The following is a 26,071-nucleotide window of genomic DNA, read 5'->3' as shown; positions in this document are numbered from 1 at the left end:
GCATGCGGCTGGGCGACGGCGTCTGCGGCCGGTGTAATAGCTGTCCCGTTTTCGGTACAAATTGCAGCGCGGCGTCTGATATCGTGGCAACAAGCCGATGCGCAGGAAGGCAGGAACGCGTGACCGTTATCGAATTGCTGGTGCTCGGCGTGGCGCTGGCGATGGACGCCTTCGCGGTGACCGTTTCCGATACCTTTGCCTATCGCGGTCAGGCTCGTTGGCGCATGTGGATGGCCCCGGTCGCCTTCGCCGTCTTCCAGGCGTTCATGCCCGTAGCCGGCTATTGGCTGGGCAGTTTGTTCGCGGAAGCGGTGGAAGCCTACGCGGGCGTCGTGAGTTTCGTCATCCTGGGCTTCATCGGCGCATCGATGATACGCGAAGGCGTGCGGGCCCTGCGCGGCAATGCGGCCGGCGAAGCTGGCGAGGAGGCCGTCGCCCCCGACGCGCTGCGCGTGCTCACGGTGGGCACGGTCGCCATGCAGGCGGTTGCCACGAGCATCGACGCCTTCGCTGTGGGCGTATCGCTGCGCGCCGTGAACGCCGACGTCGCGGTGGCGGCGCTCGCCATAGGCGCGACCACCTTCGCCTGCTGCGCTGTGGCCCTGTTGGTGGGTCGCCGCGCGGGCGAGATGCTCGGCGATCGCGCTCAGGTGCTCGGCGGCGTCGTGCTCGTTGTCATTGGGGTCAAAGCCCTGCTGGGGCTCTAGCGGCGCTGCGGCATGAGGAAGAGAATTCGGCGGTTCGACGAGGAGGAATCGGCTTGAGGTTGTTCAAGAAAAAGGAAGCGCCCCTAAGCGAATCCGAGCAACTGAAGGCGCAGCTCGACGCGGCCCAGGCTGCCTACGACGCGGCCCTTGCCGACCTGCGCGAGCGCACCGCTGCCCGCGATGCCGCCCAGGCTCGGGCCAAAGAGGCCCACGAACGGGTGGGAAAGGCCAATCGCACCGTGCAGGAGCTTACGGCCAAAGCCCACATGATGCTCGACGCCGCCGCGGAAACCTACGCCGATGCGGCGTCTGCCGCCGAAGAGGATCTCGACGGAGCCCAGGCCCGTGCGGTGGAAGCGGGCCTGGCGCTCGATGCCGCCCGCGCCGCCAAGCGGGAAGCGCAGGCCTCTGCGAAGGCGGCCAAACGCCAGTTCGACATCGCCTGCATGGCCGTGCCGGGAGCCCACAAGGCCTTCGACGACGTGGCTCAGACTACAGTTGATGCGGCATCCGCCCAGCGTGCCGCCGACGACAAGCAGCGGGCGCTCGACGCGGCCCAAGCGGCGTTCGACGCGGCCGAAGACGCGCGCCGAGACGCGCAGGCCCGCATCGACGCGCTCACTGCCCGCGTCGAGACGCTCACCACCGACGTGGAAGAGGCCGAACGGGCAAGCCTGGTGGCCGACGCCTCCTTCGAAGCGGCGGACAAGGCCGAATACTCGTCGATCGGCCGTCGCCTGCAGCGTATCGACCGCGAGCTGCACGACGCGACGCACGAGCGCGCGGCGCTAGAAGACGCCCTCAACCGCGCCAAACGGGCCCGCGTGCAGGCTGATACCGCCCGCTATGCGTCCGACTCGGCGCTCGATGCCGCCCGTGCTGCGGGCCGCGGCGTGCAGGAGGCCACCATGGCCAACGTGCGCGCCCGCGCGGCGGCCGAAGACGCGCGGGATGCGGCCGAAAAGGCCCAAAAGACCTTCGATAAAGTGGTCGCTCGCATCGACAAGCTCCACGATGAGGCCGCTCAGCTTCAGCAGAAACGCGCCCAGTCGCTTTCCGACCTGCAAACGCTCGATCAGGTTGCCAAACAGGCCGCCGCCACGGTGGCCGCCAAGCGCACGGCCCTCAAGGTGGCGGGCGACAAGCTCAAGGCTGCCACCGCGGATATGGAACCGGTAGCCAAGGCGGCCGATGCGGCGGGGGAGACCTATCGGGAAATCCGGCGCGCCCACGACGAGGCGCGCGAGGTGCTCGACGACGCGAACGACGCGCATGCGGTGGCAAAGGCGGCCTACGACCGCTTGCTCAACGACTTCCAGGACCTCGAGCGGATGCGCGAGGCATCTCTTGCCGCTGCGGCCGTGCGCGATGCGGCGGCAGAGGCCCTTCTCGCGGCGCAGAAGGACGAGTCGGCGGCGCAAACGGCGGTCGAAGAGGCGCGCCATGCCCTGCAGGTGGCGCGCGACAACGCGGCGACGATGGCCTCAGTCGACGCCGAAGCGTCGCTTGAAGCCCTGGCAGCGGCCGATGCCGACGGCAAGGCCCTGCCGCACAGCGCGCCGGCGGTGGCGGACGTCAACGAGCTTTTGGCTCAGATCGGCGAAGAGGAGGGCGTCGCTCGCGCGGCCTACGCCGACTACACGCGCCTTTCCGCCGAATCGAACCGCCTGCACGAAGCGTACGTGGAAAGCGCCCGCAAGTTCGACGCGGTAAACGCCACCTATCTCGACGCCAAGCTCTCCTACGAACAGGCTCTCACGATGGATCAGGCGGTCGCCTACCGGCGCACCCGGTAGGACGTCGCCTTCGTCCGCCGCGTGCCCTCCCGACTCAGCGGGGTAGGGAGGTGCTGCTCCGAATGCGAGGGTTCGATGCGCCTCTTCCCGTCGTGCGCCCCATTGCCGTATTCTGCGCCCGCTGCCAGGGCGTGCCGTTCGTCCGGCAAAGTTGAACTTTTTCATCAAGTTCAAGTTCAACGTGCTATGGTGGTTGCCAACGAAATTGAACAAGTTCAATTTCAGTGGAGCGAAAGGCAAGGTATCACGTGGCCGACAGGGCGTTTTCCGAACGATTGAAGCAGGCGATGGCCCAGGCGGGCATGAAGCAGGTCGATGTGCTCCATCGGGCGCAGGCCGAAGGCGTCAAGCTCGGCAAAAGCCAGCTCAGCCAGTACGTGAGCGGAAAAACAATTCCGCGACCTGCGACGATGAACTTTCTCTCCCGCGCTCTTAACGTGAGCGGCTCCTGGCTCGAAGCGGGGGTTTCCCCAGAAGGCGCCTCTGCGGCCGTCCCGGCGCCCGCCGACGCGCCGGCGCCCCCGGTGCGCGCCCAAGCCCCGAGCCCTTCCCTCGTTGAACCGTCTTCCCCGGTCTTGCGTTCTTCCGATTCTGCGAAAGGTGTGCCCATGCGCCGCGAATTCAGCAAATCCTCCAAACTCGACAACGTTCTCTACGACGTGCGCGGCCCTGTGGTCGAAGAGGCGAACCGCATGGAGGCCGCCGGTACCCACGTGCTCAAGCTGAACATCGGCAACCCGGCGCCCTTCGGCTTCCGCACGCCCGACGAAGTGGTCTACGATATGGCGCGCCAGCTGCCCGAATGCGAGGGGTATTCGCCTTCGAAGGGGCTTTTCAGCGCGCGCAAGGCCATCATGCAGTACGCGCAGACCAAGCACATTCCCAACGTCACGATTGAAGACGTCTACACCGGCAACGGCGTGTCCGAGCTCATCAACCTGAGCATGTCGGCCCTGCTCGACACGGGCGACGAGATTCTCATTCCCTCGCCCGACTATCCCCTGTGGACGGCCTGCGCTACGCTGGCGGGCGGCACGGTGAAGCACTACATCTGCGACGAACAGGCCGACTGGTACCCCGACATGGACGACATCCGTTCCAAGGTGACGCCGCAGACTAAGGCCATCGTCATCATCAACCCCAACAACCCCACCGGCGCCCTCTATCCGCGCGAGGTCCTGCAGGAAATCGTCGATATCGCCCGCGAGAACCAGCTCATCATCTTCAGCGACGAGATTTACGATCGCCTGGTCATGGACGGGGAAGAGCACATTTCCATCGCGAGTTTGGCGCCTGACCTCTTCTGCGTGACCTTCAGCGGCCTTTCGAAGTCGCATATGATCGCCGGCTACCGCGTGGGTTGGATGATCCTTTCGGGCAACAAATCTATCGCCAAAGATTACATCGAGGGCATCAACATGCTGTCGAACATGCGCCTGTGCAGCAACGTGCCGGCGCAGTCGATCGTGCAGACGGCCCTGGGCGGGCACCAGAGCGTGAAGGACTACATCGTTCCGGGCGGCCGCATCTACGAGCAGCGCGAGTACATCTACGAGGCGCTCAACAGCATGCCGGGCATTACCGCCGTGAAACCCAAGGCGGCCTTCTACATCTTCCCCAAGATCGACACCGAGATGTACCACATCACCGACGACGTCCAGTTCGCCGTTGACCTGCTCAAACAGGAGAAGGTCCTCGTCGTGCAAGGTTCCGGATTCAACTGGCACAAGCCCGACCATTTCCGCATCGTCTACCTGCCCCGCATCGAGGTGTTGAAGGAAGCCATGCAGAAGCTCGAGCGCTTCCTTGCGACCTACCGCCAATAGCGCATCGTGGGTCGGCGCTCGCGTCGTGTGCGACGCCCGGGGGACTGGTGCACGGGGCGACCGCGCGCGAATACCGCGTCCTCCCTGCGCCGCGCTCCTGGGCGTGCCCCCGCTCTACTTGTCGTCTTTGCGGCGGCGTATGCCGGCGTAACGGGTCGGCTTGGGCAGGCGCCCGCGCAGGTAGAGCCAGCGGACGGCATCGATCGCGTGGCGCTCGCCCCGCTTCATATAATCGGTTAAATCGTGCGGGTCGGCATTGGTACTCCAGTTGAACCAGACGCTGAAGTAGCGCAGGCCCGTCGTGGCGATGATGCACAGGACGAGCGCGTACACTTCGTCCATGCCGGCAATCGGGGCGCAGAGCACGTAGACGAAGGACCCAGCCAAGCCCGCCACGGCGTAGAACTCGCCCTCCTTGAAGATGGTAGGCACTTCGCCCACGAACACGTCGCGCAGGGCGCCGCCGCCCACGGCGGTGATCGCGCCCAGGATGAAGGCCATCACGATGCCGCTGCCGCAGGAAAACGCCTTGCTCGCGCCCGATGCGGCGAACAGCCCCACCGAAAGCGTGTCGAGCAGGAACACAGCGGAATGCAGGTTGTGGAAAGCGCGGCGGGAATGGAAGACCAAGATGCACAGGGCCACGGTGGCGAGCACCAGGTAAGGGTGCTGGGTGAAGTAGATGCCCTGGTCCTGCAGGAGCACGTCGCGCATGACGCCGCCGCCGTAGCCGGCGATGAGCCCCAGCGACACGGTGCCTATTACGTCGAGCTTGCGGTCGCAGGCGAACGTGGCGCCGCCGACGGCGCCCACAAGGACGGCCAGGTAGTCGATGATCGCCGGGACGAGCCCGCCGTTGGGGGCGATGTGGTCGGTGAGCCACAGCGCCAGGACCTGGGCGTCCATTTAGGGCTCCTGGGGCGGGGCGGGCTGGCGGGCGGCGGGCGCATCGCCCCGCGTTCCCGACGTGCCCTTGGCGCGCGCCCGGGCCTTGCGGTCGGCGGCGCGGCGGGCCTCGTCTTCGCGCACGGCGGCTTCGATGACCTCTTCGGCATGGCTCTGTATGCCGAAGAGGGTGCGGGTGGACGTGACGGGCCCGATTTCGTCCCCCGCTGCGCCCGCCCGAAGCGCGCGGCGGATCAGCTCCCACTTCTTCTCGTCGTCCATCGCGCGGCTCCTTCCGGTTTAGGGGCGGTCGCGGGCGATGGCGTCGGCCCAGGCGTCTTCGCGGAAGCCGGGGATGGCCGTGTCGCCGGTGACGAGGATCGGTCGCTTCACGAGCATGCCGTCGGTGGCGAGCAGGGCGAACTGGTCGTCTTCGGTCATTGCGGGAAGCTTCTTAGCCAGCCCGCGCTCGCGGTAGAGCATGCCGCTCGTGTTGAAGAAGCGCTTGAGGGGCAGGCCGCTTTTCGCCTGCCAGGCGCGCAGGTCGCCTTCGGTGGGCCGGTCGGCGACGATGTCGCGTTCCTCGTAGGATACGCCTTGGTCGTCGAGCCATTTCTTGGCTTTGCGGCAGGTCGAGCATTTGGGGTAGTACACGAAGAGCATGCGGTCTCCTTTGGGTGTGCGGGGCGAGGGGGCGGCCGGCGCCCGCGTCCGGAGCGGGTGATGCCTGCCCCCTCGAAAGCGGACGCTAGCGGAAGGTGACGCCCTCGGGGAGGTCGTCGATCGAGAAGCCCTCGTCGTTCTCATCGTCGGCGGAAGCGGGTACCGGGGTCGCTTCTTTCTTTTCGGGCGCGCCGAAGACCTGGGTGAAGGCGTCGAGTTGGGCGCGCGGCACGGCGAAGGCGACGACGCGGAAGACGCCGGGATGGGCGTCGATCCATTTCTTGAACAGACCGGCGACCTGGGCGGCGTCGTTGCCCATCACGCCGCAGCCGAAGGCGTTCACCACGAGCTCGTCGGTGCCGTTGGCCGCCGCGATGCGCATGAGGGTTTCGATGCGGGAGGCCAAGGTGAGGTCGCATTCGGCTTCGGAACGGTGGTTTTCAAGCGCATGCGTGCGGTGCGGGGCGGCTACCACGACGACGCCGGCCTTGCGGATCTCGCCGTCGCGCATGAAGGCAACATCGGGCACGAAGACGGCGCGGTCGGTGAAGAGCTGCCCGCACCAGTAGTCGCGGTTGGGGTCGTAGTAGGCGCCCTTGAGCTTTTGCAGGATGGGATAGAGGTTGCTTTCGGCGCACAGGGCCTGTTCGGGGCCGAACGAACCGCCCTCGTAGTTGCCGCCGGGCTTGCTGAAAGCCGCCGGATCGACCACGGCGGTCGCGCCCTCGCGCTTGAAGAGCGCCGTGGTCGAAAAGTCGGTGGATACGGGCGTCGCGGTATTCTCGAAGCGCGCATCGGGAATCGCGAGCTCGCGGCCTTCGCCGTCCTCGTAAATCGTCGCGGCTTGGGCGCTCGCGGCCGTTTCCTTCGCGAACACGGCCTTCATCAGGCCCAGGTGCTTTTTTGCTTCGGCCTGTCGCTCTTCTTTGGTGGGCATGCTGCCTCCTCGTCCTTCGGGGCGCGCGGTTGGCGCCGCCGCCTGCTTGCCCGGGCTGCTCTGCGGCCCGCGGTCCTTGTGTTATGCCCTCATGTTACTCCCAGGCGCAGATCTCGGAATAGCGGGGCGGTCGGTCGTTGCTCAGCTGCGATTCCATCAGGCTCACCGTCTGGAGGCGAGCCGTGAAGGGATCGCCCGCCACGATGCGGGCGGCCTCGTCGACGTCGGGGGCCGCTTCGGCGAGCAGGACGCGGCGTGCGAGCGTGACGTGGGGTTCGAAGGGCCGCCGCGGGAGGTCGAAGCCGGCTTTGGCAAGGGCGCGCGCAATCGCGCGCTGCAGGCCGACCAGCTGAGGCGTGGCTTCTGCATCGAGCTTCCAGACATCGCCCACATACCGCTTGCCCGACTTCTGCGGCCAGCGGCTGGCGGTGCGGAAGGCGAGCTCGCTGGTAAACGACCCGGTGACGCCGTCGATCGCCTCTTCGACGTCCTCGATCCGGTCTTCGTCGACCTCGCCGAGGAAGGCAAGGGTCATATGCAGGTTCTCGTCGGGCACGAAGGCACCGGTTTCGGCCATGGCGCGCAGGCGGTCGCGGGCGGCGGCCACCTGCGCTGCGGCGGATGCGCAGGAATCGAAACGTTGGGCGATGAACAGCCTCATGGCGGCCTCCTTATGCGACACTGAACGGAGGGGAGGGCGCGCATGCGGCGTCCCCTCCCGTTTCAGCAGTGTCCCACATTCACGGAGCAGAAGATGAACGAGTCGGCGAAGCGCTATCGCGTCAACGAGATTTTCCACAGCATCGAGGGGGAGGGCGCCCGCGCGGGCCTTCCGGCGACCTTCGTGCGGCTGGTGGGCTGCAACCTGCGCTGCAGCTACTGCGATACGACCTACGCCTTCGAGCCCGGGCCCACAGACGAGTTGCTCACGGCCGATGAGATCGCGGCGCGCGCGGCGGATTTTGGGGCACGCGCGGTGACGGTGACGGGAGGCGAGCCCCTTCTGCAGGACCTGGATCCCCTCTTCGACGCCTTGGACGCGTTCGAGGTGAACGTGGAAACCAACGGCAGCATCGAGTTGCCCGTGCCGCGCCCGCACGTGTTCTACACCATGGATTGGAAGAGCCCTTCGAGCGGGGAGGAAGCGCGCATGCGGGCCGACAACCTCGCCCGGCTCACGGAGAGCGACGTGCTCAAATTCGTCGTGGGCACCGAAGCCGACCTGCGTGCGGCCGAAGCGGTCCTTGCCGCCTACAAGCCGGCCGCCCAGGTCTTCTTCAGCCCCGTGTTCGGGCAGATTCCGCTTGTCGAGATTGCGGACTTCCTGGTCGAGCGCAACCTGAACGCCCGTCTGCAGGTGCAGCTGCACAAGATCGTCTGGGACCCCGACGCGCGCGGGGTCTAGGGCGGCGCTTTCCGTCCCATCGCCCCCTACAGTGCGGGCGGCCCCGCCCTGCGACTCTGCGCCCCCTGCCCCCCGTGCCTTCCCCGCCCCCGCAGCGCGGACGATTAACGCACAATTCTGGCCGATCCCCTTGCAAATCGGAGCTTTTCGTCGAGAAATGTGCGTTAATTCGCGCGGTCGCGCGCCGTGCGGCGATTCTGCGCCTCTGCGGGCCGGCTACGCTCCCAGCAAATCCTCGATGAAGCCCACGCGGTAGTTCTTGAAGACCGCCTCGCCGGTGGCCTGGCTGGCATCGAGGTCGACGTCGGCGTCGATGGCGAAGTCGCGGTCCTCGTTTTCGTCTTTGAAGGTCTGGCGCACATGCCAGACGTGCGCCGTCTGCTCGGCCGATTCGTCGATGGCCAGGTAGTTCATGCTGCGCGCATCGGCGTCAAGGACTACCTCGTCGTGGGCCTCGTAGTAGGCGTCGAGCGCTTGCTTCCAGTAGGGCGCCGGCATGCCCCAGTCGGCGTCCATCTCGCCCAAGTCGCGGGGCCGGTCGAGCGAGGCGAGCCGCACGCGGGAGATGAGAGCGTTGCGCACGAGCACGGTGAGGGCGCGCCGGTCGCGGACGACGACGTCGGCGGCCTGCGGGGCGGCGACGTCTTCCCCGCGGCGCTCGTCGCCGGCGTTTTCCCATTCGTCGACCAAGCTCGAGTCGACGCTGCGCACGACCAGGCCCAGCCAGGCGATAAGGTCGCCCAAGCGCTCGTCGATCTTGTCGTCGGGAATGGTTTTGGCGAGCACGCGATAGGCGTCGGAAAGGTAGCGGAGCAAGAGACCCTCCGACCGGGCGATCTTGTAGCGCTGGATGTAGCCTTTGAAATCGCTTGCCGTTTCGACCATGTCGCGCAGGATTGATTTTGGCGACAGCTCGTAGTCGTTGGCCCAGGGAACGTCTTGGCAATAGCGTTGGAAGGCGGCGTCGAGCAGGTCTTCGAGCGGCTTGGGGTAGGTGACCTCCTGCAGGCGGTCGATGCGCTCGTCGTAGTCGATGCCCTCGGCCTTCATCGAGGCCATGGCGGCGTCTTTGGCCGCCCGCTCTTGGGCGCGCAGGATCTGTCGCGGGTCTTCGAGCGTGGCTTCCACCATCGAGATCACGTCGAGGGCGTAGGTGTCGGCTTCGGGGTCGAGCAGTTCGAGGGCCGCGAGCATGAAGGGGGAAAGGGGCTGGTCGAGCGCGAAGTCTTCGGGCATGTCCACGGTGAGGGCGTAGTCGAAGGTCCCCGTGTCGTTGGGGGTGCGCTCGACAACCCCCGCGGTCTCGAGCGTTGCGAAGATCTCGTCGGCCCGCTGGAAGAGGGCGAGCTTTTCGGGGTCGGTCTGCATGCTGTTGCCGATGAGCGTGCGTACGCGGGTCCAGGCATCGCCGCCCTGCATGACCTCGTCGAGTACCATGGCGTGCGTGATCCGCATGCGGGGCTTGAGCTTTTCGGGCTCGGCTTCGATTAGGCGCTCGAAGGTCTGCTGGTTCCAGCCCACGAAGCCCTTGGGCGGGGTTTTCAGGTGCTTGTTCTTGGCTTTCTTCACGTCGCCGCCGGCCTTGGCCAGGGTGCGGGCCTTTTCGATGTCGTATTCGGTGGCTTCGGCGATCACGCGGCCTTCGGTGTCGAAGCCCGACCGGCCGGCACGCCCGGCGATCTGGTGGAACTCGCGCGCGTTGAGCCGGCGCATCTTGTTGCCGTCGTATTTGGCGAGGGCGGTGAGGATGACCGTGTGGATGGGCACGTTGATGCCCACGCCGAGCGTGTCGGTGCCGCAGATTACGGGCAGGAGCCCCTGTTGGGCGAGCTTTTCCACGAGCAGGCGGTAGCGGGGCAGCATGCCGGCATGGTGCACGCCTACGCCGGCGAGCAGCAGGCGGCGCAGGGTCTTGCCGAAGACCGTGGAGAACTGCGTGCCGCGAATGGTCTCCTTGATCTTCTCGCGCTGCTCCTTGGTCGAGATGTTGAAGCTCGACAGCGACTGGGCGCTCTTCAGGGCGGCGTCCTGGGCGAAGTGGACGATGTAGAGGGGCGCTTCGCCGGCGCGCATGGCGAGTTCGACGGTGGCTTCCAAGGCCGTGTCGGCGAACTCGTAGGAAAGCGGCACGGGGCGCGGGGCGTCGGCGATCGTGTCGACGGTGCCGCCGGTGCGGGCTTCGAGCGTGGCGGCGATGTCGGTCGTGTCGCCCAAGGTGGCGCTCATGAGCAGGAACTGGGCGTGGGGGAGGGCGAGCAGGGGCACCTGCCAGGCCCAGCCGCGCTGGGGGTCGGCGAAGAAGTGGAACTCGTCCATCGCGATGCAGCCGATGTCGGCGTCCTCGCCCAGGCGCAGGGCGTCGTTGGCCAGGATCTCGGCCGTGCAGCATATGATCGGGGCATCGGTGTTGATCGTGCTGTCGCCGGTGATCATGCCCACGTTCTCACGGCCGAAGATGCGCACCAGCTGGAAGAACTTCTCGCTCACCAGGGCCTTGATCGGGGCGGTGTAGTAGGCACGGCGGTCGGTGCAGACGCTCATGAAGCACAGGCCCATGGCCACGAGCGACTTGCCGCTCCCGGTGGGGGTGCCCAGAATCACGTGGTCGCCGGCGGCCAGGTCCATAAGGGCGTCCTCCTGGTGGGGCCACAGCTCTATGCCGCGCGAGGCGCACCATTCCAAGAACAGGTCGAGGGCATCGCCGGGGTCGATGTCGGGCCAGCCGTCGGAGTCTTCGGGCCAGGGGATCATGGCGCCGAGCGAGCCGGGTGCGAAGGGGTCGGGCGAGGCGGCGGTCGACGTGGACGGGGCGGTGCCCTCCGGTTCGGTCGCTTCGGCGCGGTCGTCGGGGGTCTGTGCTAAATCGGTCATGTGCGGTGGTCCTTGCGTTGATGCGTGGGGCGTTCGTCCCGTCCATTCTACCGTGGAAGGCCGGGGCGGGGCGGCGAGCGGGCGCTTTCGGGACGACGCCCTCCGTCCCCGTCGTCTCACTCCCGCGCGCCGTCGCTGTCACACGGCGCTCCCTCTGCGTCAGGGGCCGCTCGCGCCGCGCGCGCTCGTCATACCCCAGCTTTTCTTCTTCGTTTACACGCTCGGCTTCGGATGTGCAAAAACTAGGCATCTTCTCGATAGTGTCTAATTTTCGACTGCTGACGTGGGGAAACAATTCGGCAACTTGGGTGAATCACAACAGGAATGGCGCTAGAATCAATTCCAATGCAGACAGCTGTTCAAAGCATCGTATAGACGAGGGGTACGCCGTGAAAGAGCAGATTGCCGATTTCGGCATTCGTTCAACGTTGAAGATTTTGCATTCCAACCCGGAAAAGGCGCTGCCGCGTCTGGTGAACGTCGCCGACACGTTCGCCCACGGCACCTTCCCCGCGCAGATGGACGCCATCAAAGAGGCGGTGGGCAACCCCGACTCGAACATCTACCAGATGCTCGTGCGCATCCTGAAGGAGCGCGACGCCGACGAGGTCGACAACCTCATCGCCAACTTCCTGGAAAACGCCGGCGTCAAGGGCTGGAACAAGCAGAAGGAACTGCGCGAGAAATACAATTGCAACATCCCCTGGGCCATTCTGCTCGACCCCACGAGCGCCTGCAACCTCCACTGCAAGGGCTGCTGGGCAGCCGACTACGGTAACCGTCTCAACCTCACCTACGACGACATCGACGACATCATTCGCCAGGGCGAAGAGTTGGGCACCTACATGTACATCTACACGGGCGGCGAGCCCTTGGTGCGCAAAGACGACCTGATCAAGCTCTGCGAGGCGCATCCCGAATGCACCTTCCTCTGCTTCACCAACGGCACGCTTATCGATCAGAAATTCTGCGACGACCTGAAGCGCGTGAAGAACTTCGTGCCGGCGCTTTCGGTCGAAGGCAACAAGGAGACCACCGATTTCCGCCGCGGCGAAGGCGTCTACGACCGTTGCGTGCATGCGATGAACCTCATGAAGGAGAACGGGCTCATCTTCGGCATTTCCTGCTGCTACACGAGCGAGAACTACGACGTGGTGTCGAGCCCGGAATACATCGACCAGATGATCGACTGGGGCGCCGTGTTCGTATGGTACTTCCATTACATGCCGGTGGGCTCCGACGCCAACATCGACCTCATGTGCACGCCCGAACAGCGCGAGGAGATGTACCACCGAGTCCGCCTCTATCGCGATACCAAATCGATCTTCCCCATGGACTTCCAGAACGACGGCCAGTCGGTGCAGGGCTGCATCGCCGGTGGTCGCCGCTACCTGCACATCAACGCCGCAGGCGACGTCGACCCCTGCGTGTTCATCCACTTCAGCGATTCGAACATCCATGATAAGTCCCTGCTCGAATGCCTGCGCAGCCCCCTGTGCCAAGCCTATCACGACAACCAGCCCTTCAACGACAACATGCTGCGTCCCTGCCCCATGTTGGAAAACCCCGACGAGCTGCGCCGTATCGTGAAGGAGTCGGGCGCGAAGTCGTCCAACCTCGAAGCGGCCGAAACGGTCGACGACCTGTGCGCCCGCTGCGACGACTACGCGAAGGCCTGGAAGCCCACGGCCGACAAGCTGTGGGAGAAGGACCATCGCGTGGGCACCTTCTCGCACTAGACGGTGCACGTTCCGCCCGAACGAGAAAAAGCCCTTCGGCCGTGCGGTCGAAGGGCTTTTTCATGCGCCGGCGCCGGCGGGCGTTCGCGCGCCGTTGGTCGCCGCTAGTAGTTGCCGCCGAAGAACTTCTTGTCGGCGGGCAGCTCGTAGCCGGGGAAGTAGTGGGCGAAGTCGAGCTTGAGGTAGGCGCAGAGGTTCGCGAGCTCGACCATCGTGCCGTCGGAAACGGGGATGCCGTTGGCGCGGCGGTCTTTCTCGGCGAGGACCTCCTTTTCGCCGTGCGTGTAGATCTGCTCGGCGCCTTCGGCGAGCGGGGCGCGGCGCAGCTCTTCCAGGTAGGCGCTGAAGTGGGCCTTGATGTCGTCGGGGTTGCCGAAGGCCGCCGGGTCGATCGCGGCGAAGCCGTGGCAGATGCCCGTCTTGTCGGGGAAGGTGCAGCACTTCTCGCTCGTCACCCCTTGGGAGAGGATCGAGCTGAAGATTTCGGCGATCATGCCGTAGCCGTAGCCCTTGTGGCCGCCGCTTACTTCGCTCGAGCCGCCGAGCGGCATGATGCCGCCGCCAGCCTTGGCCACGATGTTGGCGAGCACGCGCGGCGCGTCGGTGGTGGGCTGGCCGTTTTCGTCGAGGGCCCAGCCTTCGGGCAGGGGCTTGCCGGCCTTGTTGTACATTTCCAGCTTGCCGCGCGTGACCACGGTGGTCGACGCGTCGAACAGGAAGGGGTAGGGGTCGGCGGGCACGGCGAGGGCTATCGGGTTCGACCCGATCATGGCCTTGCGCGCGTAGACCGGCACCATGATGGCTTCGGAATTCGTGCTGGAAAAGCCGATGAGGCCCGCGTCGGAGGCCATTTTGGCGTAGTAGCCGGCGATGCCGTAGTGGTTGGAATTGCGCACCGACACGATGCCCACGCCCACCGTCTTGGCCTTTTCGATGGCCTTCTTCATCGCGAAGACGCCGTTGAGCTGGCCCATGCCCGCGTGGCCGTCGATGACGGCTGAAATCGGGGTTTCGAAGACGACTTCCGGCGTAGCGTCGGCGTGGATCGTGCCCTTTTCGAGGCCCTTGTGGTAGCGCACCATGCGCTGCATGCCGTGGCTTTCGATGCCGAAGAGGTCGGCGGTGAGCAGCACGTCTTTGATCGTGTTGCTGTCGTCGTCGTTGAATCCGAACGCATGGAAGACGTCGTTGCAGAACGTATCGAGCGTCTCGAAGCTCCAAATTGCCTGTCCCATTGCTCTCCCTTTTGGAAAATGACCTGCGTTAACGCGCGTAAGTGTAGCACGGTGGCGTGTGCGGCGCGTGAGGGCGCGCGCAGAGCGGGTCGGCTTTGCCCAATCGAAACATTCGCATCGTACAATGGGGGCACCCTGCCGAGGGCGCCCGCCCTCTCTTTGCCGACCGAAGGAGCTCTCCATGCTCGCATTCCCCGCACAGACGAAAGACGAGATCGTCTCCTGGCTGCGCACCTTCTTCGCGCACGCCTGCCCCGACGGCTGGGCTGTCGTGGGCATTTCCGGTGGGAAGGACTCGAGCGTAACGGCGGCGCTCTGCGCCGAAGCGCTCGGCCGCGACCGGGTGATGGGGGTGCTCATGCCGCGCGGCGTGCAGTCCGATATCGACGATGCCAAGTTGCTCGTCGCCACGCTCGGCATCCGGCACATCACCGTCAACATCGGAAAGGCCGCCGATGCCCTGCAGTCGGCTCTCGTCGCATCGGGCGAGCTCATGCTGGCAAACGGGGGCGCCGGGATTTCGAAGGACACGAAGATCAACCTGCCGGCCCGCATCCGCATGACGACGCTCTATGCGGTCGCCCAGAGCCTGCCGGGCGGGGCGCTCGTGCTGAATACCTGCAACAAGTCGGAGGATTGGGTGGGCTACGCCACCAAGTTCGGCGACGGGGCGGGGGACGTGAGTCCCCTGGGCAATTTGTTGGTGGAAGAGGTGCGCCAGTTGGGCACCGTGCTCGGCCTTCCCGACGCGCTCGTGCGCAAGACGCCGAGCGACGGGCTTTCGGGCCAGACCGACGAAGACAAGCTCGGCTTCACCTACGAGGTGCTCGACCGCTACATCGCCACCGGCGCGATCGACGATGCGGCCGTCAAGGACCGCATCGACGCCCTGCATGCGGCCAATCTGCACAAGCTCATGCCCATGCCCACCTTCCAGCCGTAAGGGCGCGCGCCTTCGCGCGGGGCGCGCTGGCCCCGCTTGTCTACGCGCCCAGGATCTTGTCGACGGCGTCGACCTTGGCGTGCATCATGTCGGTGCGGCCGGGGCGGATGTCGGCCTTCAGGATGACCTCGGTGCGGATGCCTCGCTCGGCAAGAACGAACGTGGCGTCTTTGACGACCTTCATGACCTCGTCCCATTCGCCTTCGATTTCGGTGAACATCGAATTGGTGCGGTTGGGAAGGCCCGATTCTCGGATGACCTTCACGACTTCTGCGACGTAGGAGGCGAGTTCCTCGCCTTCTCCGAAGGGGGCGATTGCGACGGCGACGAGCGTATTCATGACGGTTCCTTTCGTGTGCGCTGGCGCGGCGGGCCTCGTGTGCCCGCCGCTGGATACGATTCGCCCGCCCGGGGCCGTGGGCGAATCGCGCGGCCCCGGGCGATTCGCAGGTCCTATGCCTGGGAAAGTTCCATGGGGTTGTGGGCGATGTCTTCGGCGCCGGCCAGGTAGAGCTGGTCGAGGAAGGCGACCTTGAAGCTCGCGGGCGCCTGGGACGTGGCCCCGGCGCGGGTGCCGGCCAGGTCGAAAACGTTGGCTGCCGCGACCGCGGCCGCAAGCGGGGTGGGCGCGCAGGCTGCGTAGACGGCTGCGACGCCGCCGAGCGCGCAGCCCGTGCCCGTGATGTAGGGCATGAAGGGGCTGCCGCCGAAGGATCGCACGATCGTCTCGCCGTCGGTCGCCAAATCGACTTCTCCCGACACGGCGACGGCCCCGCCTGTGTACTGGGCAAGGGCCACGGCGGCGCCAGCTGCGGCGTCCACCGAATCGGTGGAGTCCACGCCGCGCACGCCGCCGGCTTCGCCTGCGAAGTCGAGCTCGAGCAGGCTGGCGAGGGCGATAGCCTCGCTGGCGTTGCAGCGGATCACGGTGGGCTTCAGGGGCATGATCTCGCGCAGGATCTGGGTGCGCAGGCTGCCGATGCCCAGTCCCACGGGGTCGACAACCCAGGGCTTGCCTGCTTGGTGCAGGGCGAGCGCCGTGGCCGGCATCGTCTTCTGATGCACGGGGATGAGGGTGCCCATGTTGAGGTACATGGCACCGCCCGCCTGGGCCACGCCTTCGCCCTCGTCGGGCAGGAAGACCATGGCGGCCGATCCGCCGACTGCCAGCTGGGCGTTAGCAACGAAATCGATCGTGACGAAGTTGGTGACCGAGGCCGCCATGGGGTTGGTGCGCTTCACCGCCTCGACCGTTTCGATGATCTGACCTTCGAGCGTCGCCTTGTCGAGCATGAGAATTCCTTTCCGGACGAAAAGCGCCCACCGAGGGCACGGTGGGCGCTGTCTTTCGTCCATGCTCCCTACACCAGTGTTAACTGACAGGTTCCAAGGGTTGGGCGGAGCGCCCTCTCAGCTGGCGCGCGCGGTGGCGCGCAGCACCCCTGCACTGCTGGGTCGATGCTAGCACGAACGGCGGGGTGCAGGCGCCTCGCGCCGGCGAAGCGCCGCAATTGGGCTGCGAGCCCGCCCTGTGCGTGTATGCGGCATTATCGGGGCGCGGACGCTTCCTCGCGTGCGCGCGTTGTCCTCATTGCTATCATGGTGGGCGACATACGCAAGCACAAAGGAGTATCCATGAGCTACGACGGATTGAAAAACCCCGACCGCAACGACCCCTGTTGGTGCGGGAGCGGCCGCAAGTACAAGAAGTGCCACTACGAAACCGATAAGCGCCTTGAGCTTCTGTGGGACGCGGGCGAAGAAGTTATGCCGCGCGACCTCTACAAGAACGCCGAAGACATCGCCGGCATCAAGGCGTCGGCTGCGGTGAACACGGGCATCCTCGACTACGTGGGCGAGCATATCGCTGCCGGCGTGTCGACGATGGACATCAACAACTGGGTCAACGACTACCTGGCCGCGCATGATGCGATTTCGGCCGACCTCAACTTCGAGGGGTACCCCTACAGCGTGTGCACGTCGATCAACGAGGTTGTCTGCCACGGCTTCCCCAACGAGGCGGACGTGTTGAAGGACGGCGACATCATCAACGTCGACATGTCCACCATCAAGGGCGGCTACTTCAGCGACTCGAGCCGCATGTACTGCATCGGCGACGTCGACCCCGAATGGAAGCGGCTCGTCGAGGTCTGCCACGAATCGGTGCAGGCGGGTCTTGCCGCGGTGAAGCCCTGGGGGCATTTGGGCGACGTGGGCGCCGCCGTGCAGAAGGTGGCCGTTGATGCCGGCTTCAGCGTGGTGCGCGAATACGGCGGCCATGGCATCGGCCGCGAGTTCCACGAAGACCCCTTTGTGAGCTTTGTCGCAGAAGCGGGCACGGGCCCGATTCTTGTGCCCGGCCTCTGCTTCACGATCGAGCCGATGGTGAACATGGGCACGGCGGCCATCACGACCGACGAGGCCAACGGCTGGATCGTGCGCACGGCTGACGGCAAGCCTTCGGCCCAGTGGGAGGTGCAGCTCGTTGTGACCGAAGACGGTTACGAGCTGCTCAGCTGGTAGCGCAGCGGTTGCATCCGAATGCAAAAAGCGCCTTCGGCCCAGCGGTCGAAGGCGCTTTTTGAATCTTCGGTGGGCTCGTCTCGCCCGAGTGGGCGGCTTGCATCGCCCCGTCCGCGTTCCCCGGCTTGCCTTCGCTTTCATTCCCCGCGTTTCAGGTCGCCCTGTCCTCTCTGAAACCATTTCGTCCCGGCTGCTTGCCGACCCTCGTTCCGGCTTGCTTTCCGCTGCTCAAAATGCACGGCTGTCGCAGGCCGAACGGGGAACGGGCCTTCGGAAACTCATTCTGCAGGGTTCTTGCAGCAGAAATCTGCCACGGCCGTGCATCTTGAGCGAAATCGTGCAACACCCCTGCAGGATGAGCAGGATTTTCCTGTTCGACGTGACATTTCCTTGCGAAACGAGCGGAAGACCCCGTATGCAGGGGGTCGAACTCGAAATCGCCTGCAACGACCGTGCGAAATGAGAGGGAATCTGCAACGACCGTGCAAGATGAGCGCCCCGCGCGCGGCGGGCGTGCGAAACGAGCGGTATGGCACGCGCCTCGCGTCCGGCAGGCGCGCCGCCTTATTCGTGGGCTTCCAAGAAGTCTTCGACGACGCGGTTGTAGCGGTCGGGTTGCTCGCCGTGCACCCAATGGGTGCCGCCGGGGAAAAGCTCCCAATGCGCGTGGGGGATGAGGTCGGCTTCCTGCTTGGCGATGAGCGGGGTGCACTCATCGGCGATGCCCGAGGTGATCAGCGTGGGCTGGGCGATGCGTGCAAGGTCGTCGACAATCGACCAGTGCGCGAGTTTGCCGGTGACCACGAACTCGCTTGCGCCCTGCATGGTGTGGAAGCAAGCGTCGCCCACGGGGTCGGGTTCGGGGTTGTGCAGGTGAGCGGGACGCTCGTGTTCGGGGACGAGGCTTACGTGCCGTCGGTAGTATTCGGCCGTTGCCGCCTTCACTTCGGGGCGTTCGTAATCGCCATCGATATCGGCTTGGGCGAGGGCGGCTTCCGTGTCGGGCGGTAGATAGCTACGCAAGCGGAGGGCTTCCGAAAGCCAGAGGTCCATGTCGGCGGGCGAGCTTGCGATCACGAGCGAGGCGATGCCGGCGTTGTCGTGGCTATGCCAGGGGGATCCCACCGCGTACATCATCGCGAGCATACCGCCCCAGCTCTGCCCCAAGATGTGGCAGCGGTCGAGCCCCAGGGCGCGTCGCACGCAGGCGAGCTCGTCGAGGAAATAAGAGCAGGACCAGACGTCGGCCTGCACGGGCGTCTGCGACCTTCCGCAGCCCGACTGGTCGTAGTAGATGACGGCGCGGCCGTAGCGGCGGGCGATGCCGTCGAGCGATTGCAGGTAGTAATGGGCCGCTCCCGGGCCGCCGTGCAGCACGAGCAGGGGCAGCTTGCCCGGCGCGCAGGTGCCGGCGATGCGATAGTAGGTGCGGTAGCCGCCGAAGGGGATAAAGCCTTCCCGTTCGGGCAGGGTTTCGGCCTCATCCATCGCTACCAGCGTTCCCCGGGGTTGGCGTGGTCGCGGTAGGTCATGGCCGTGGGGTCGGACACTTCCACGGCAGGGGCGTCGGGGTTTTTGCGCGGGCCGTGCTGCAAGTAGAATTCGCAGGTCAGGCACATTTCCTTGATGCATTTGCTGCGGTCGACGGTGGGCTCGAGCAAATCGAGCGCCGACGCCTGCTTGTGCTGGGGGCGCTCGCAGTAGCTGAACTGGCAGTCGACGGGGCAGCGGCCCCCGAGCATCGCGTGCGGGCAGTGGTCGTAGTTGTTCAAGTCGCCTTCGCATCCGCGGATCGTCCAGCATGCTGCCATAGGGTGCACTCCTTTTCTCGTGGCTCGTTGGCTATTGTACGCCCGGCGACAAGCGGTCGGTGCGGACAGGTGGGCCGACCCGTGGGGCGGTGGGCCGTGCGGATTGGCGGTCCGTCCCGTGGAGCGGCCCGCGCTCGGCAGCGCGGACTGGGCCCGGGCGGGACGGCAGGCTCGTTGCGCCCTTTGGGCGTTCGGTCGATTCGAAACGCCCGCGCAACATCTCCGGTGGGACGAACTTGTAGAATGGGGCGCAGACAAAAGGCCGGCCGCGCCCGCATCGGCGGGCATGCGGCCGATGCGGTGTTTCCGAGCGAGTGAAGGACCTATGGAAGATAAGATGTCGCAGCAGAGCTGCGTGGAATTCGTGGCCGACGTGGCCTCGCGCTCGTCGGCGCCCGGCGGCGGTGCCGTGGCGGCTCTGGCCGGCGCCCTCGGCAGCGCCCTGTGCAGCATGGCGGGCAATTTCACGATCGGCAAGAAGCGCTACGCGAGCGTGGAGGACGACGTGAAGCGCATGGTAAAGGAGGCCAACCGCCTTTCCGACGAACTGCTCGAACTGGTGAACGCCGACGCCGACGCCTTCGTGCCCCTTGCGCGCGCCTACGGCATCCCCAAGGACGACCCTGTGCGCGCCGACGTCATCGAGGCGGCCACGCGCAACGCGACCAAGCCGCCGCTTGCGATGATGCATGCCATCTGCGCTACCATCGACTTGCTCGACGAAATGGAACAGAAGTGCAGCCGCATGCTGCTTTCCGACGTGGGCTGCGCGGCGACCCTGTGCTACGCGGCGCTCGAGGCAGCCAGCCTCAACGTCTTCGTCAACACGACGGCGCTCGCCGACCGCGCCTTCGCCGAGCATATGGAAACGCAAGCCGATCACATGCTCTCGATGTACCGCAATCGCGCGCAGCGCATCGCGGGGAGCGTGACCGATACGATTCGCAAGGGCTAACGCCTGCGGAAAGGGGCCGAAATGGCGCAGATTCTGAAAGCCGCACCGGTTGTCGAAGCGCTCAACGAGCGACTCGAGCGCCGTATCGTGTCGTTGAAAGAGACCGGGGTCACCCCGACCCTGGCCATCATCCGCGTAGGGGAAAAGCCGGCGGACCTGTCCTACGAGCGCGGCGCCCGCAAGCGCTGCGAGGCGGCGGGGGTGCGCGTGAAGCTGTTCGCCCTGCCCGAAGATTGCAGCCAAGAAGAGCTCGAGCGCACCATCACCGGGGTCAACCGTAGCATCGACCTGCACGGGTGCCTCATGCTGCGCCCCCTGCCGCGCACGCTCGACGAAGCGGCCGCCTGCGCCCTGCTCGACCCGGAAAAAGACGTCGACTGCCTCACCCCGAGCAGCCTCTACGGGGTCTTCGCCAACGAGGCCACGGGCTTTCCTCCCTGTACGGCCGAAGCGGTGATTGCGACGCTCGACCATTACGGCATCGGGCTGGCCGGCAAGCGCGTGACGGTCGTGGGCCGGTCACTTGTGATCGGCAAGCCGGTTTCGATGATGCTCCAGGCACGCAACGCGACCGTCACCATGTGCCACACGCATACGGCCGACATGCGCGAGGAATGCCGTCGCGCCGAGATCCTGGTGGTCGCGGCCGGGCATGCGCACACGATTACGCCCGAATTCGTATCGGGCGGCCAGGTAGTCGTCGACGTGGGCATCAACTTCGACGAAGAGACCCACAAGCTCTGCGGCGACGTCGATTTCGCCACGGTAGAACCCCTGGTCGAGGCCATCACACCCGTACCGGGCGGCTTGGGCACGGTGACGAGCGCCATTCTGTGCAAGCACGTGGTCGACGCGGCCGAGCGTCAGACGGGGCGTCGCACGAGCCGGTAGGGCGGCGGCGGACCAGAGGATATGAAAAAGGGCGGCCCCTTCGATGCGTTGCGAACGTCGAAGGGGCCGCCCTTATCAGTGCCAGTCGCCTAGCTCAAGCCCAGGATGCCAGCCCAAGGGCGGGCCCACTGGGAGAGGCGGTGGATGAGGCTCGCGTCATCGGTGCGCTGCTTGATGCGGTTGTTGTAGACCATCTTCACGAGGGGGCCGACGATGAAGAAGTTGACCGCAACGGCGCACGGCCAGGAAATGAAAACCGTCGACAGGTAGAAATCCAGGAAGTTCGCGCCCTCGAGCAGGAGAGAGACCCACAGGCACACGAAGGGCGCCATGCAGGTCACGTTAGCGAAGGACTTGGCCGCCGCCCCTTTCGTCCCGGAAAAGCGCGGCGCGATCACGCGGGGAATGAGCCGGCCCGTGATCGCGTTGGCGACCGTGCGGCGCCAGAGGAAGGCGAACAGGAACACGAGCGGGTAGAACCAGTGCATGTATGCCAGGAAGGCAACACCGTCGTGGCGGACGCCGTTGAAGGTTGCCATGAAGGTGACCATGCCGCCCACCATGAGGATATGGAAGAGGAAGAAGCCGATAGGGTCGGTCGGTACGGGCGCGCGCCCTTTGAGGCAGTCGACGTAGTTAATCTTTTCGGGACGAGCGGCAGTGGCTGCGGACGACTGGTTCAAGAGGCGTGAATCCTTTCTGAAAACGCGAAGCGCAACCTGGCGTAAGGCGCATGAGGCGCGGCGCATGTCTGTTGTGTGGAAGCGGGACGAAAGCCCTGTTCAATGAGCGTACCACGCGCAGCGACGGCTGCGCTGCGGAAGCGGCGGGTCTCCACAATTCGCCGCTCTGGCCTTGCCGCCTTCGGGCGCATCTTCGTCGCACGTGCGCACAAAAAAGGGAGGCACGCCTGGCGGCGTGCCTCCCCGTGCGCGATAGCATGCGGAGCTTAGTTGTATTTGAAGAAGCCCTCGCCAGCGTTCACGCCGGTCTTGCCTGCGTCGATGTAGCTCTTCAGCTTGGCTGCAATCTTGCCGGGCGTGGTTGCGGGGTCCTTGGCCTGCGGATTCATGACGACGATGTTGTAGGCGGTGACGAGGCCTACGATGTCGAGGATGTGGAAGGGGCCCGCCGGCGCGCCGGTCGCGAGCATCCAGGTTTTGTCGATCGTTTCGGGGTCGGCCACGTCGTTGGCGAAGAGGGCCTCGGCTGCGGTGAGGAAGGGCACGAGCATGCTGTTCAGGATGTAGCCGGGCTGCTCCTTGTGCAGCTGCAGGGGCACCATGCCGATCTGGTCGGCGAATTCGACGACCTGCTGGTAGTAGGCGGGGTCGGTGCCCGGATGCCCCATGACCTCGGCGGTGTTGTTGCGCCAGATCTCGTTGGCGAAGTGCAGGGCGAGGTACTTTTCCGGACGGCCGGTGGCTTCGGCGAACTGGCTGGGCAGCAGGGTCGACGAATTGGTGACGAGCACGGTCTTTTCGGGCAGGAACTTCGCAAGCTCCTGGTAGAAGGCGGTCTTCTGCGCGGGGTCTTCGGCGATGGCCTCGATGACCAGGTCGGCGTCCTTGGCGGCCTCTTCGTAGCTGGTGGTGAAGGTGAGGCTGTCGAAGGCGGCCAGAACCTGGGCCTTCAGTTTGTCGATTTCCTCGGCGGGCAGGTCGGGCGAGGGGGCCAGGCCGCGGGCGTAGGCCGCCTTGTTGGTCTTCATCGCTTCGAGGGTGGCCAGGTAGGTGTCGCGCCAGCGTTCGAACTTGGGCTTGGCGCGGTCGATGGACCCCTCGCTGCGCAGCCAAACGGTGACGTTGAATCCCTTGTAAGCGGTCTGGAAGGCAATCTGGCTCCCCAGCACGCCGCCGCCGGCAACGGTGATGTTCTTGAACGCCATAGGAACTCCCTTTCTATTGGGTCGCGGCTCGGTGGGCAGCGACCGCGATGTCGTTGTCTGCTTTGTCCGAGTGTAGGACGGAGCAGGATCTATATAACGGACAAAGTCACGTTTCCGGTGAAAAATATTCATAATCCCGTAAACGGTGCAAAACCAACAAAAGTAAGGGAAAAATCAATATGGACGAAAACGAGACAATGTCCGTAAACAACGGATTGCTAGAAGGCGGATAGATAAATGGCGCGCGCGTCGTCCATGTTCAGGCGACGGAAGCCGCCGAATTCGGCCCCCTTGTTCTGTTCGAGCGTTTCGAGCCAGGCATCGACGTCGGCGGGCACGGCGTCGAACGCGCCCAAAGTCTTGGGCATGCCCAGGCTGACGAAGTAGTTCTGCAGCTCGTCGATCGTCGCCTCGACAGCGTCGGCGACGGCTTCCTCGCCCTCGTCGACGGGTTCGATGTCGAAGACGTCCTTGGCGAAGGCGAGGAAGCGCGCCGGGTCCTCGCGCCAGACGTAGCGCATCCAGGCGGGCATGATCACGGCCAAGCCGGCGCCGTGGGTGACGGCGGGGTTATGGGCGGAAATCTCGTGCTCGAGCCCATGGCTTTCCCAGCCGCCGGCGCGGGAGGTGGGCGATGAGCTGCGGCCGCAGCCGGCGATGTCGTTGTGGGCGAGCGTCGAAGTCCACATGATCGTGGCGCGCGCGTCGTAGTCGTCGGGCGCTTCGATCGCGCGCGTGCCGGCGGGCATGACCGCACGGATGAGGCCCGTGCAGATGTTGTCGGTAACGGGCACAGGGCCCACGCCGCTGAAGTAGCGCTCGCAGATGTGAACGATCATGTCGGTCACGCCGGCGGCCGTTTGGTAGGGCGGCAGGGTAAAGGTGAGCTCGGGGTCGAGCACCGACACGGCAGGGCGGAAGATGTCGCCGTTCACGCCGCGCTTGAGGTTGAGCTCGTCGTTGGAAATCACGCAGGAGCTCGAACCCTCGGAGCCCGCGGCGGGAATGGTGAGGACGCAGGCGATCGGCAGGCAGGCTTCGATTTTCGTGCCCGACCAGAAGTCCCACACGTCGCCGTCGTAGGGGACGCCGAAGGCGGTGGCCTTGGCGGCGTCGATCACGCTGCCGCCGCCTACGGCCAGGATAAGGTCGGCCTGGAAGGTGCGGGCGGCCTCGATTGCCGCGCGCACCTGGTTCACTTCGGGGTTGGGACGGATGCCGCCGTATTCTTCGTGGGCGACGCCCGCTTCGTCGAGCGAGGCGGCCACGCGCGCAAGCGTGCCCGTGCGCACGACCGACCCGCCGCCGTACATGACGAGCGCGCGCTTCGCGCCCGTCGCGGCGACCTCGGCGCCGATCCGGTCGGTGTAGCCGCGGCCGAATACGAATCGCGTGGGGGATTGGAAGATGAAATCGTTCATGCGAGCCTCCTTGGGTCGAGGGCCCGGGGTGCAGCCGTGCGGTGTCGCAAAGGCGCGGCGCGCCCGAGCTTCGGGGTCGCTGCGATTATATACGGTACAATCGTGTCCGTTTGCCTGGCCAGGCGCTGCGGGCCCAGGGGGCGCGCGAACGCGCATGACACGATGAAGGAGCGTAGCGAATGGCAGATTCCGATTCCCTTGAAACACCTGCGCCGCGCACGGGGCGCGACAGCTTCACGTCGCGGCGGGGCTTCATCCTCGCCTGTATCGGCTCGGCAGTGGGCATGGGAAACATCTGGCTCTTTCCCACGCGCGTGTCGGCCTACGGCGGCGCAACCTTTCTTATTCCCTACCTGATCTTCGTCGTGCTCATCGCGAGCACGGGCGTCATCGGCGAGATGGCCTTCGGCCGCGCGGCCCGCAAGGGGCCGGTGGGCGCCTTCGGCATGGCGACCCAGACGCGCTTCGGATCGAAGCGCCCGGGTGAGCTTTTGGGCCTGCTGCCGGTGGCGTCGTCGCTGGCGATGGCGATCGGCTATTCGGTGGTCGTGGGCTGGATCCTCTTCTACCTGGTTACAGCGCTTGCGGGAGGCACCGCCGGCTATACCGACGCGAGCCAGTTCTCGAGCCTGTTCGGCGAGGTGTCGACGAACAACTTCTTCTGGCAGACGGTGGCGGTCCTTGCGACCTTCGCGATCGTGATCTTCGGGGTCGGGGGCGGCATCGAACGGGCCAACAAGGTCATGATGCCCCTCTTCTTCGTGTTGTTCGTGGGGCTGGCGGTCTACGTGTGCACGCTGCCGGGGTCGGGCGCGGGCTACGCCTACCTGTTCGTGCTCGACCCCGCCGGTCTGGCCGACCCGCTTCTGTGGGTGTTCGCGCTGGGGCAGGCGTTCTTCTCGCTTTCGGTTGCCGGCAACGGCACGCTCATCTACGGGTCCTACTTAAGCGATACCGAAGACGTGCCCAACAGCGCGAAATACGTGGCCGTGTTCGACACGCTGGCGGCCGTGCTCGCTTCGCTCGTGATCATCCCGGCGATGGCGACGGCGGGCGAGACGCTTTCGGCGGGCGGGCCCGGCCTCATGTTCATCTACCTGCCCAACCTCTTCGCGGGCATGCCGGGCGGCAGCGTCGTGATGATCGTCTTCTTCGCGGCCGTCCTCTTCGGCGGCCTTACGAGCCTGATCAACCTTTACGAGGCTCCCATCGCCACCGTGCAGGAATTCTTCCATCTCGACCGCACCAAAGCCTGCTTTGCGGTAGGCGCGGTGGGCCTGGTGGCCAGCCTGCTCATCCAGGGCATCGTGTCGCCCTGGATGGACGTGTGCTCGATCTACCTGTGCCCGATCGGCGCCTTCCTGGCGGCGGTCATGTTCTACTGGGTCTTGGGCCGCGATTATTGGAAGCGCGAGGTCAACCGCGGGCGCACCAAGCCCCTTTCGCCGGCTTTCTACCCACTCGCCAAGTACGCCTTCTGCGGCGTGACCGTGTTCGTGCTGGTCGCCGGCACGATCCTGGGCGGCATCGGGTAGGGTGCAAGCGGGCGCCCGCGCGACCGGCGCCTTCGTGCGC

Annotated in this window: 24 protein-coding genes; 10 read left to right on the top strand and 14 right to left on the bottom strand. The window is 65.6% G+C overall.

Features of this window, described 5'->3' with window-relative positions:
* Window positions 1-119 precede the first annotated feature (119 nt).
* The 3 genes from BN3270_RS04865 to BN3270_RS04855 all read left to right on the top strand — a co-directional run bounded on the left by BN3270_RS04865 (window position 120) and on the right by BN3270_RS04855 (window position 4,329).
* The gene (locus BN3270_RS04865) at window positions 120-707 is read left to right on the top strand and encodes a manganese efflux pump MntP (protein WP_058986035.1); all 588 of its coding nucleotides are present in this window, start codon (window positions 120-122) and stop codon (window positions 705-707) included.
* Between the two features lie 53 nt (window positions 708-760).
* On the top strand, window positions 761-2,503 hold the full coding sequence (locus BN3270_RS04860) for a coiled-coil domain-containing protein (protein WP_148335486.1): 1,743 nt from the start codon (window positions 761-763) through the stop codon (window positions 2,501-2,503).
* A 248-nt stretch (window positions 2,504-2,751) separates the two neighbouring features.
* Window positions 2,752-4,329 (top strand): aminotransferase class I/II-fold pyridoxal phosphate-dependent enzyme, encoded by a 1,578-nt coding sequence (locus BN3270_RS04855; RefSeq protein WP_271711928.1) that lies wholly within the window; start codon window positions 2,752-2,754, stop codon window positions 4,327-4,329.
* A 114-nt stretch (window positions 4,330-4,443) separates the two neighbouring features.
* Here BN3270_RS04855 and BN3270_RS04850 read toward each other — a convergent pair whose 3' ends face one another.
* The 5 genes from BN3270_RS04850 to thpR all read right to left on the bottom strand — a co-directional run bounded on the left by BN3270_RS04850 (window position 4,444) and on the right by thpR (window position 7,475).
* On the bottom strand, window positions 4,444-5,235 hold the full coding sequence (locus tag BN3270_RS04850; RefSeq protein ID WP_058986033.1) for a trimeric intracellular cation channel family protein: 792 nt from the start codon (window positions 5,233-5,235) through the stop codon (window positions 4,444-4,446).
* Window positions 5,236-5,496 (bottom strand): hypothetical protein, encoded by a 261-nt coding sequence (locus tag BN3270_RS04845; RefSeq protein WP_058986032.1) that lies wholly within the window; start codon window positions 5,494-5,496, stop codon window positions 5,236-5,238.
* 18 nt (window positions 5,497-5,514) lie between these two features.
* Entirely contained in the window at window positions 5,515-5,877 is a 363-nt protein-coding gene (locus BN3270_RS04840; RefSeq protein ID WP_058986031.1) for an arsenate reductase family protein, read from the bottom strand.
* 85 nt (window positions 5,878-5,962) lie between these two features.
* Window positions 5,963-6,814 carry a TIGR02452 family protein gene (locus tag BN3270_RS04835; protein ID WP_058986030.1) on the bottom strand — a complete coding sequence of 284 codons (852 nt, stop codon included), beginning with the start codon at window positions 6,812-6,814 and terminating at the stop codon, window positions 5,963-5,965.
* A 94-nt stretch (window positions 6,815-6,908) separates the two neighbouring features.
* Window positions 6,909-7,475, bottom strand: coding sequence for an RNA 2',3'-cyclic phosphodiesterase (gene thpR / locus BN3270_RS04830; protein WP_058986029.1), 567 nt, complete (start codon window positions 7,473-7,475; stop codon window positions 6,909-6,911).
* A gap of 93 nt (window positions 7,476-7,568) precedes the next feature.
* On the opposite strand from thpR, the gene BN3270_RS04825 reads away from it, so the two are divergent.
* A complete protein-coding gene (locus tag BN3270_RS04825; RefSeq protein WP_058986028.1) occupies window positions 7,569-8,219 on the top strand; it encodes a radical SAM protein in 651 nt (216 codons plus the stop codon).
* A 216-nt stretch (window positions 8,220-8,435) separates the two neighbouring features.
* On the opposite strand, the gene BN3270_RS04820 is transcribed toward BN3270_RS04825, so the two are convergent.
* Window positions 8,436-11,090 carry a DEAD/DEAH box helicase gene (locus BN3270_RS04820; RefSeq protein WP_082673360.1) on the bottom strand — a complete coding sequence of 885 codons (2,655 nt, stop codon included), beginning with the start codon at window positions 11,088-11,090 and terminating at the stop codon, window positions 8,436-8,438.
* 389 nt (window positions 11,091-11,479) lie between these two features.
* Between BN3270_RS04820 and BN3270_RS04815 the strand changes: the two genes are divergently transcribed.
* The gene (locus tag BN3270_RS04815; RefSeq protein WP_058986027.1) at window positions 11,480-12,829 is read left to right on the top strand and encodes a radical SAM protein; all 1,350 of its coding nucleotides are present in this window, start codon (window positions 11,480-11,482) and stop codon (window positions 12,827-12,829) included.
* 104 nt (window positions 12,830-12,933) lie between these two features.
* Here the strand turns inward: BN3270_RS04815 and BN3270_RS04810 are convergent, their stop codons facing one another.
* Entirely contained in the window at window positions 12,934-14,064 is a 1,131-nt protein-coding gene (locus tag BN3270_RS04810; RefSeq protein WP_058986026.1) for an Ldh family oxidoreductase, read from the bottom strand.
* A gap of 181 nt (window positions 14,065-14,245) precedes the next feature.
* Here BN3270_RS04810 and nadE point away from each other — a divergent pair, with 181 nt between their 5' ends.
* Window positions 14,246-15,007: an NAD(+) synthase gene (gene nadE / locus BN3270_RS04805; RefSeq protein WP_058986025.1), complete on the top strand. Its 762-nt coding sequence runs from the start codon at window positions 14,246-14,248 to the stop codon at window positions 15,005-15,007.
* A 40-nt stretch (window positions 15,008-15,047) separates the two neighbouring features.
* On the opposite strand, the gene BN3270_RS04800 is transcribed toward nadE, so the two are convergent.
* Together BN3270_RS04800 and BN3270_RS04795 are read right to left on the bottom strand one after the other, a co-directional pair.
* Window positions 15,048-15,347: an MTH1187 family thiamine-binding protein gene (locus BN3270_RS04800; protein ID WP_058986024.1), complete on the bottom strand. Its 300-nt coding sequence runs from the start codon at window positions 15,345-15,347 to the stop codon at window positions 15,048-15,050.
* Between the two features lie 113 nt (window positions 15,348-15,460).
* Complete coding sequence (locus tag BN3270_RS04795; RefSeq protein ID WP_058986023.1) at window positions 15,461-16,300, bottom strand: hydroxyethylthiazole kinase; 840 nt, start codon at window positions 16,298-16,300, stop codon at window positions 15,461-15,463.
* A 342-nt stretch (window positions 16,301-16,642) separates the two neighbouring features.
* Here BN3270_RS04795 and BN3270_RS04790 point away from each other — a divergent pair, with 342 nt between their 5' ends.
* Window positions 16,643-17,530: a methionyl aminopeptidase gene (locus BN3270_RS04790; protein WP_058986022.1), complete on the top strand. Its 888-nt coding sequence runs from the start codon at window positions 16,643-16,645 to the stop codon at window positions 17,528-17,530.
* A gap of 564 nt (window positions 17,531-18,094) precedes the next feature.
* Here the strand turns inward: BN3270_RS04790 and BN3270_RS04785 are convergent.
* Both BN3270_RS04785 and BN3270_RS09665 read right to left on the bottom strand, forming a co-directional pair.
* Window positions 18,095-19,018 carry a proline iminopeptidase-family hydrolase gene (locus BN3270_RS04785; protein ID WP_058986021.1) on the bottom strand — a complete coding sequence of 308 codons (924 nt, stop codon included), beginning with the start codon at window positions 19,016-19,018 and terminating at the stop codon, window positions 18,095-18,097.
* A gap of 2 nt (window positions 19,019-19,020) precedes the next feature.
* On the bottom strand, window positions 19,021-19,341 hold the full coding sequence (locus tag BN3270_RS09665; RefSeq protein WP_058986020.1) for a hypothetical protein: 321 nt from the start codon (window positions 19,339-19,341) through the stop codon (window positions 19,021-19,023).
* Window positions 19,342-19,666: 325 nt separating this feature from the next.
* Between BN3270_RS09665 and BN3270_RS04775 the strand changes: the two genes are divergently transcribed.
* Window positions 19,667-20,296 (top strand): cyclodeaminase/cyclohydrolase family protein, encoded by a 630-nt coding sequence (locus tag BN3270_RS04775; protein ID WP_148335485.1) that lies wholly within the window; start codon window positions 19,667-19,669, stop codon window positions 20,294-20,296.
* Between the two features lie 21 nt (window positions 20,297-20,317).
* Window positions 20,318-21,187 (top strand): bifunctional 5,10-methylenetetrahydrofolate dehydrogenase/5,10-methenyltetrahydrofolate cyclohydrolase, encoded by an 870-nt coding sequence (locus tag BN3270_RS04770; RefSeq protein WP_058986018.1) that lies wholly within the window; start codon window positions 20,318-20,320, stop codon window positions 21,185-21,187.
* Window positions 21,188-21,276: 89 nt separating this feature from the next.
* Here BN3270_RS04770 and BN3270_RS04765 read toward each other — a convergent pair whose 3' ends face one another.
* The 3 genes from BN3270_RS04765 to BN3270_RS04755 form a co-directional block, all read right to left on the bottom strand.
* Complete coding sequence (locus BN3270_RS04765; protein WP_058986017.1) at window positions 21,277-21,870, bottom strand: hypothetical protein; 594 nt, start codon at window positions 21,868-21,870, stop codon at window positions 21,277-21,279.
* Window positions 21,871-22,136: 266 nt separating this feature from the next.
* Window positions 22,137-23,075 (bottom strand): 3-hydroxyacyl-CoA dehydrogenase, encoded by a 939-nt coding sequence (locus BN3270_RS04760; RefSeq protein WP_058986016.1) that lies wholly within the window; start codon window positions 23,073-23,075, stop codon window positions 22,137-22,139.
* A gap of 218 nt (window positions 23,076-23,293) precedes the next feature.
* Window positions 23,294-24,496 carry an iron-containing alcohol dehydrogenase gene (locus BN3270_RS04755; protein ID WP_058986015.1) on the bottom strand — a complete coding sequence of 401 codons (1,203 nt, stop codon included), beginning with the start codon at window positions 24,494-24,496 and terminating at the stop codon, window positions 23,294-23,296.
* Window positions 24,497-24,675: 179 nt separating this feature from the next.
* On the opposite strand from BN3270_RS04755, the gene BN3270_RS04750 reads away from it, so the two are divergent.
* Window positions 24,676-26,031 (top strand): sodium-dependent transporter, encoded by a 1,356-nt coding sequence (locus tag BN3270_RS04750; RefSeq protein ID WP_058986014.1) that lies wholly within the window; start codon window positions 24,676-24,678, stop codon window positions 26,029-26,031.
* The last annotated feature ends 40 nt before the right edge of the window (window positions 26,032-26,071 follow it).

Source organism: Hugonella massiliensis (assembly GCA_001486445.1).
Taxonomy (GTDB): domain Bacteria; phylum Actinomycetota; class Coriobacteriia; order Coriobacteriales; family Eggerthellaceae; genus Hugonella; species Hugonella massiliensis.
This window is presented reverse-complemented; position numbering and strand designations above follow the sequence as displayed.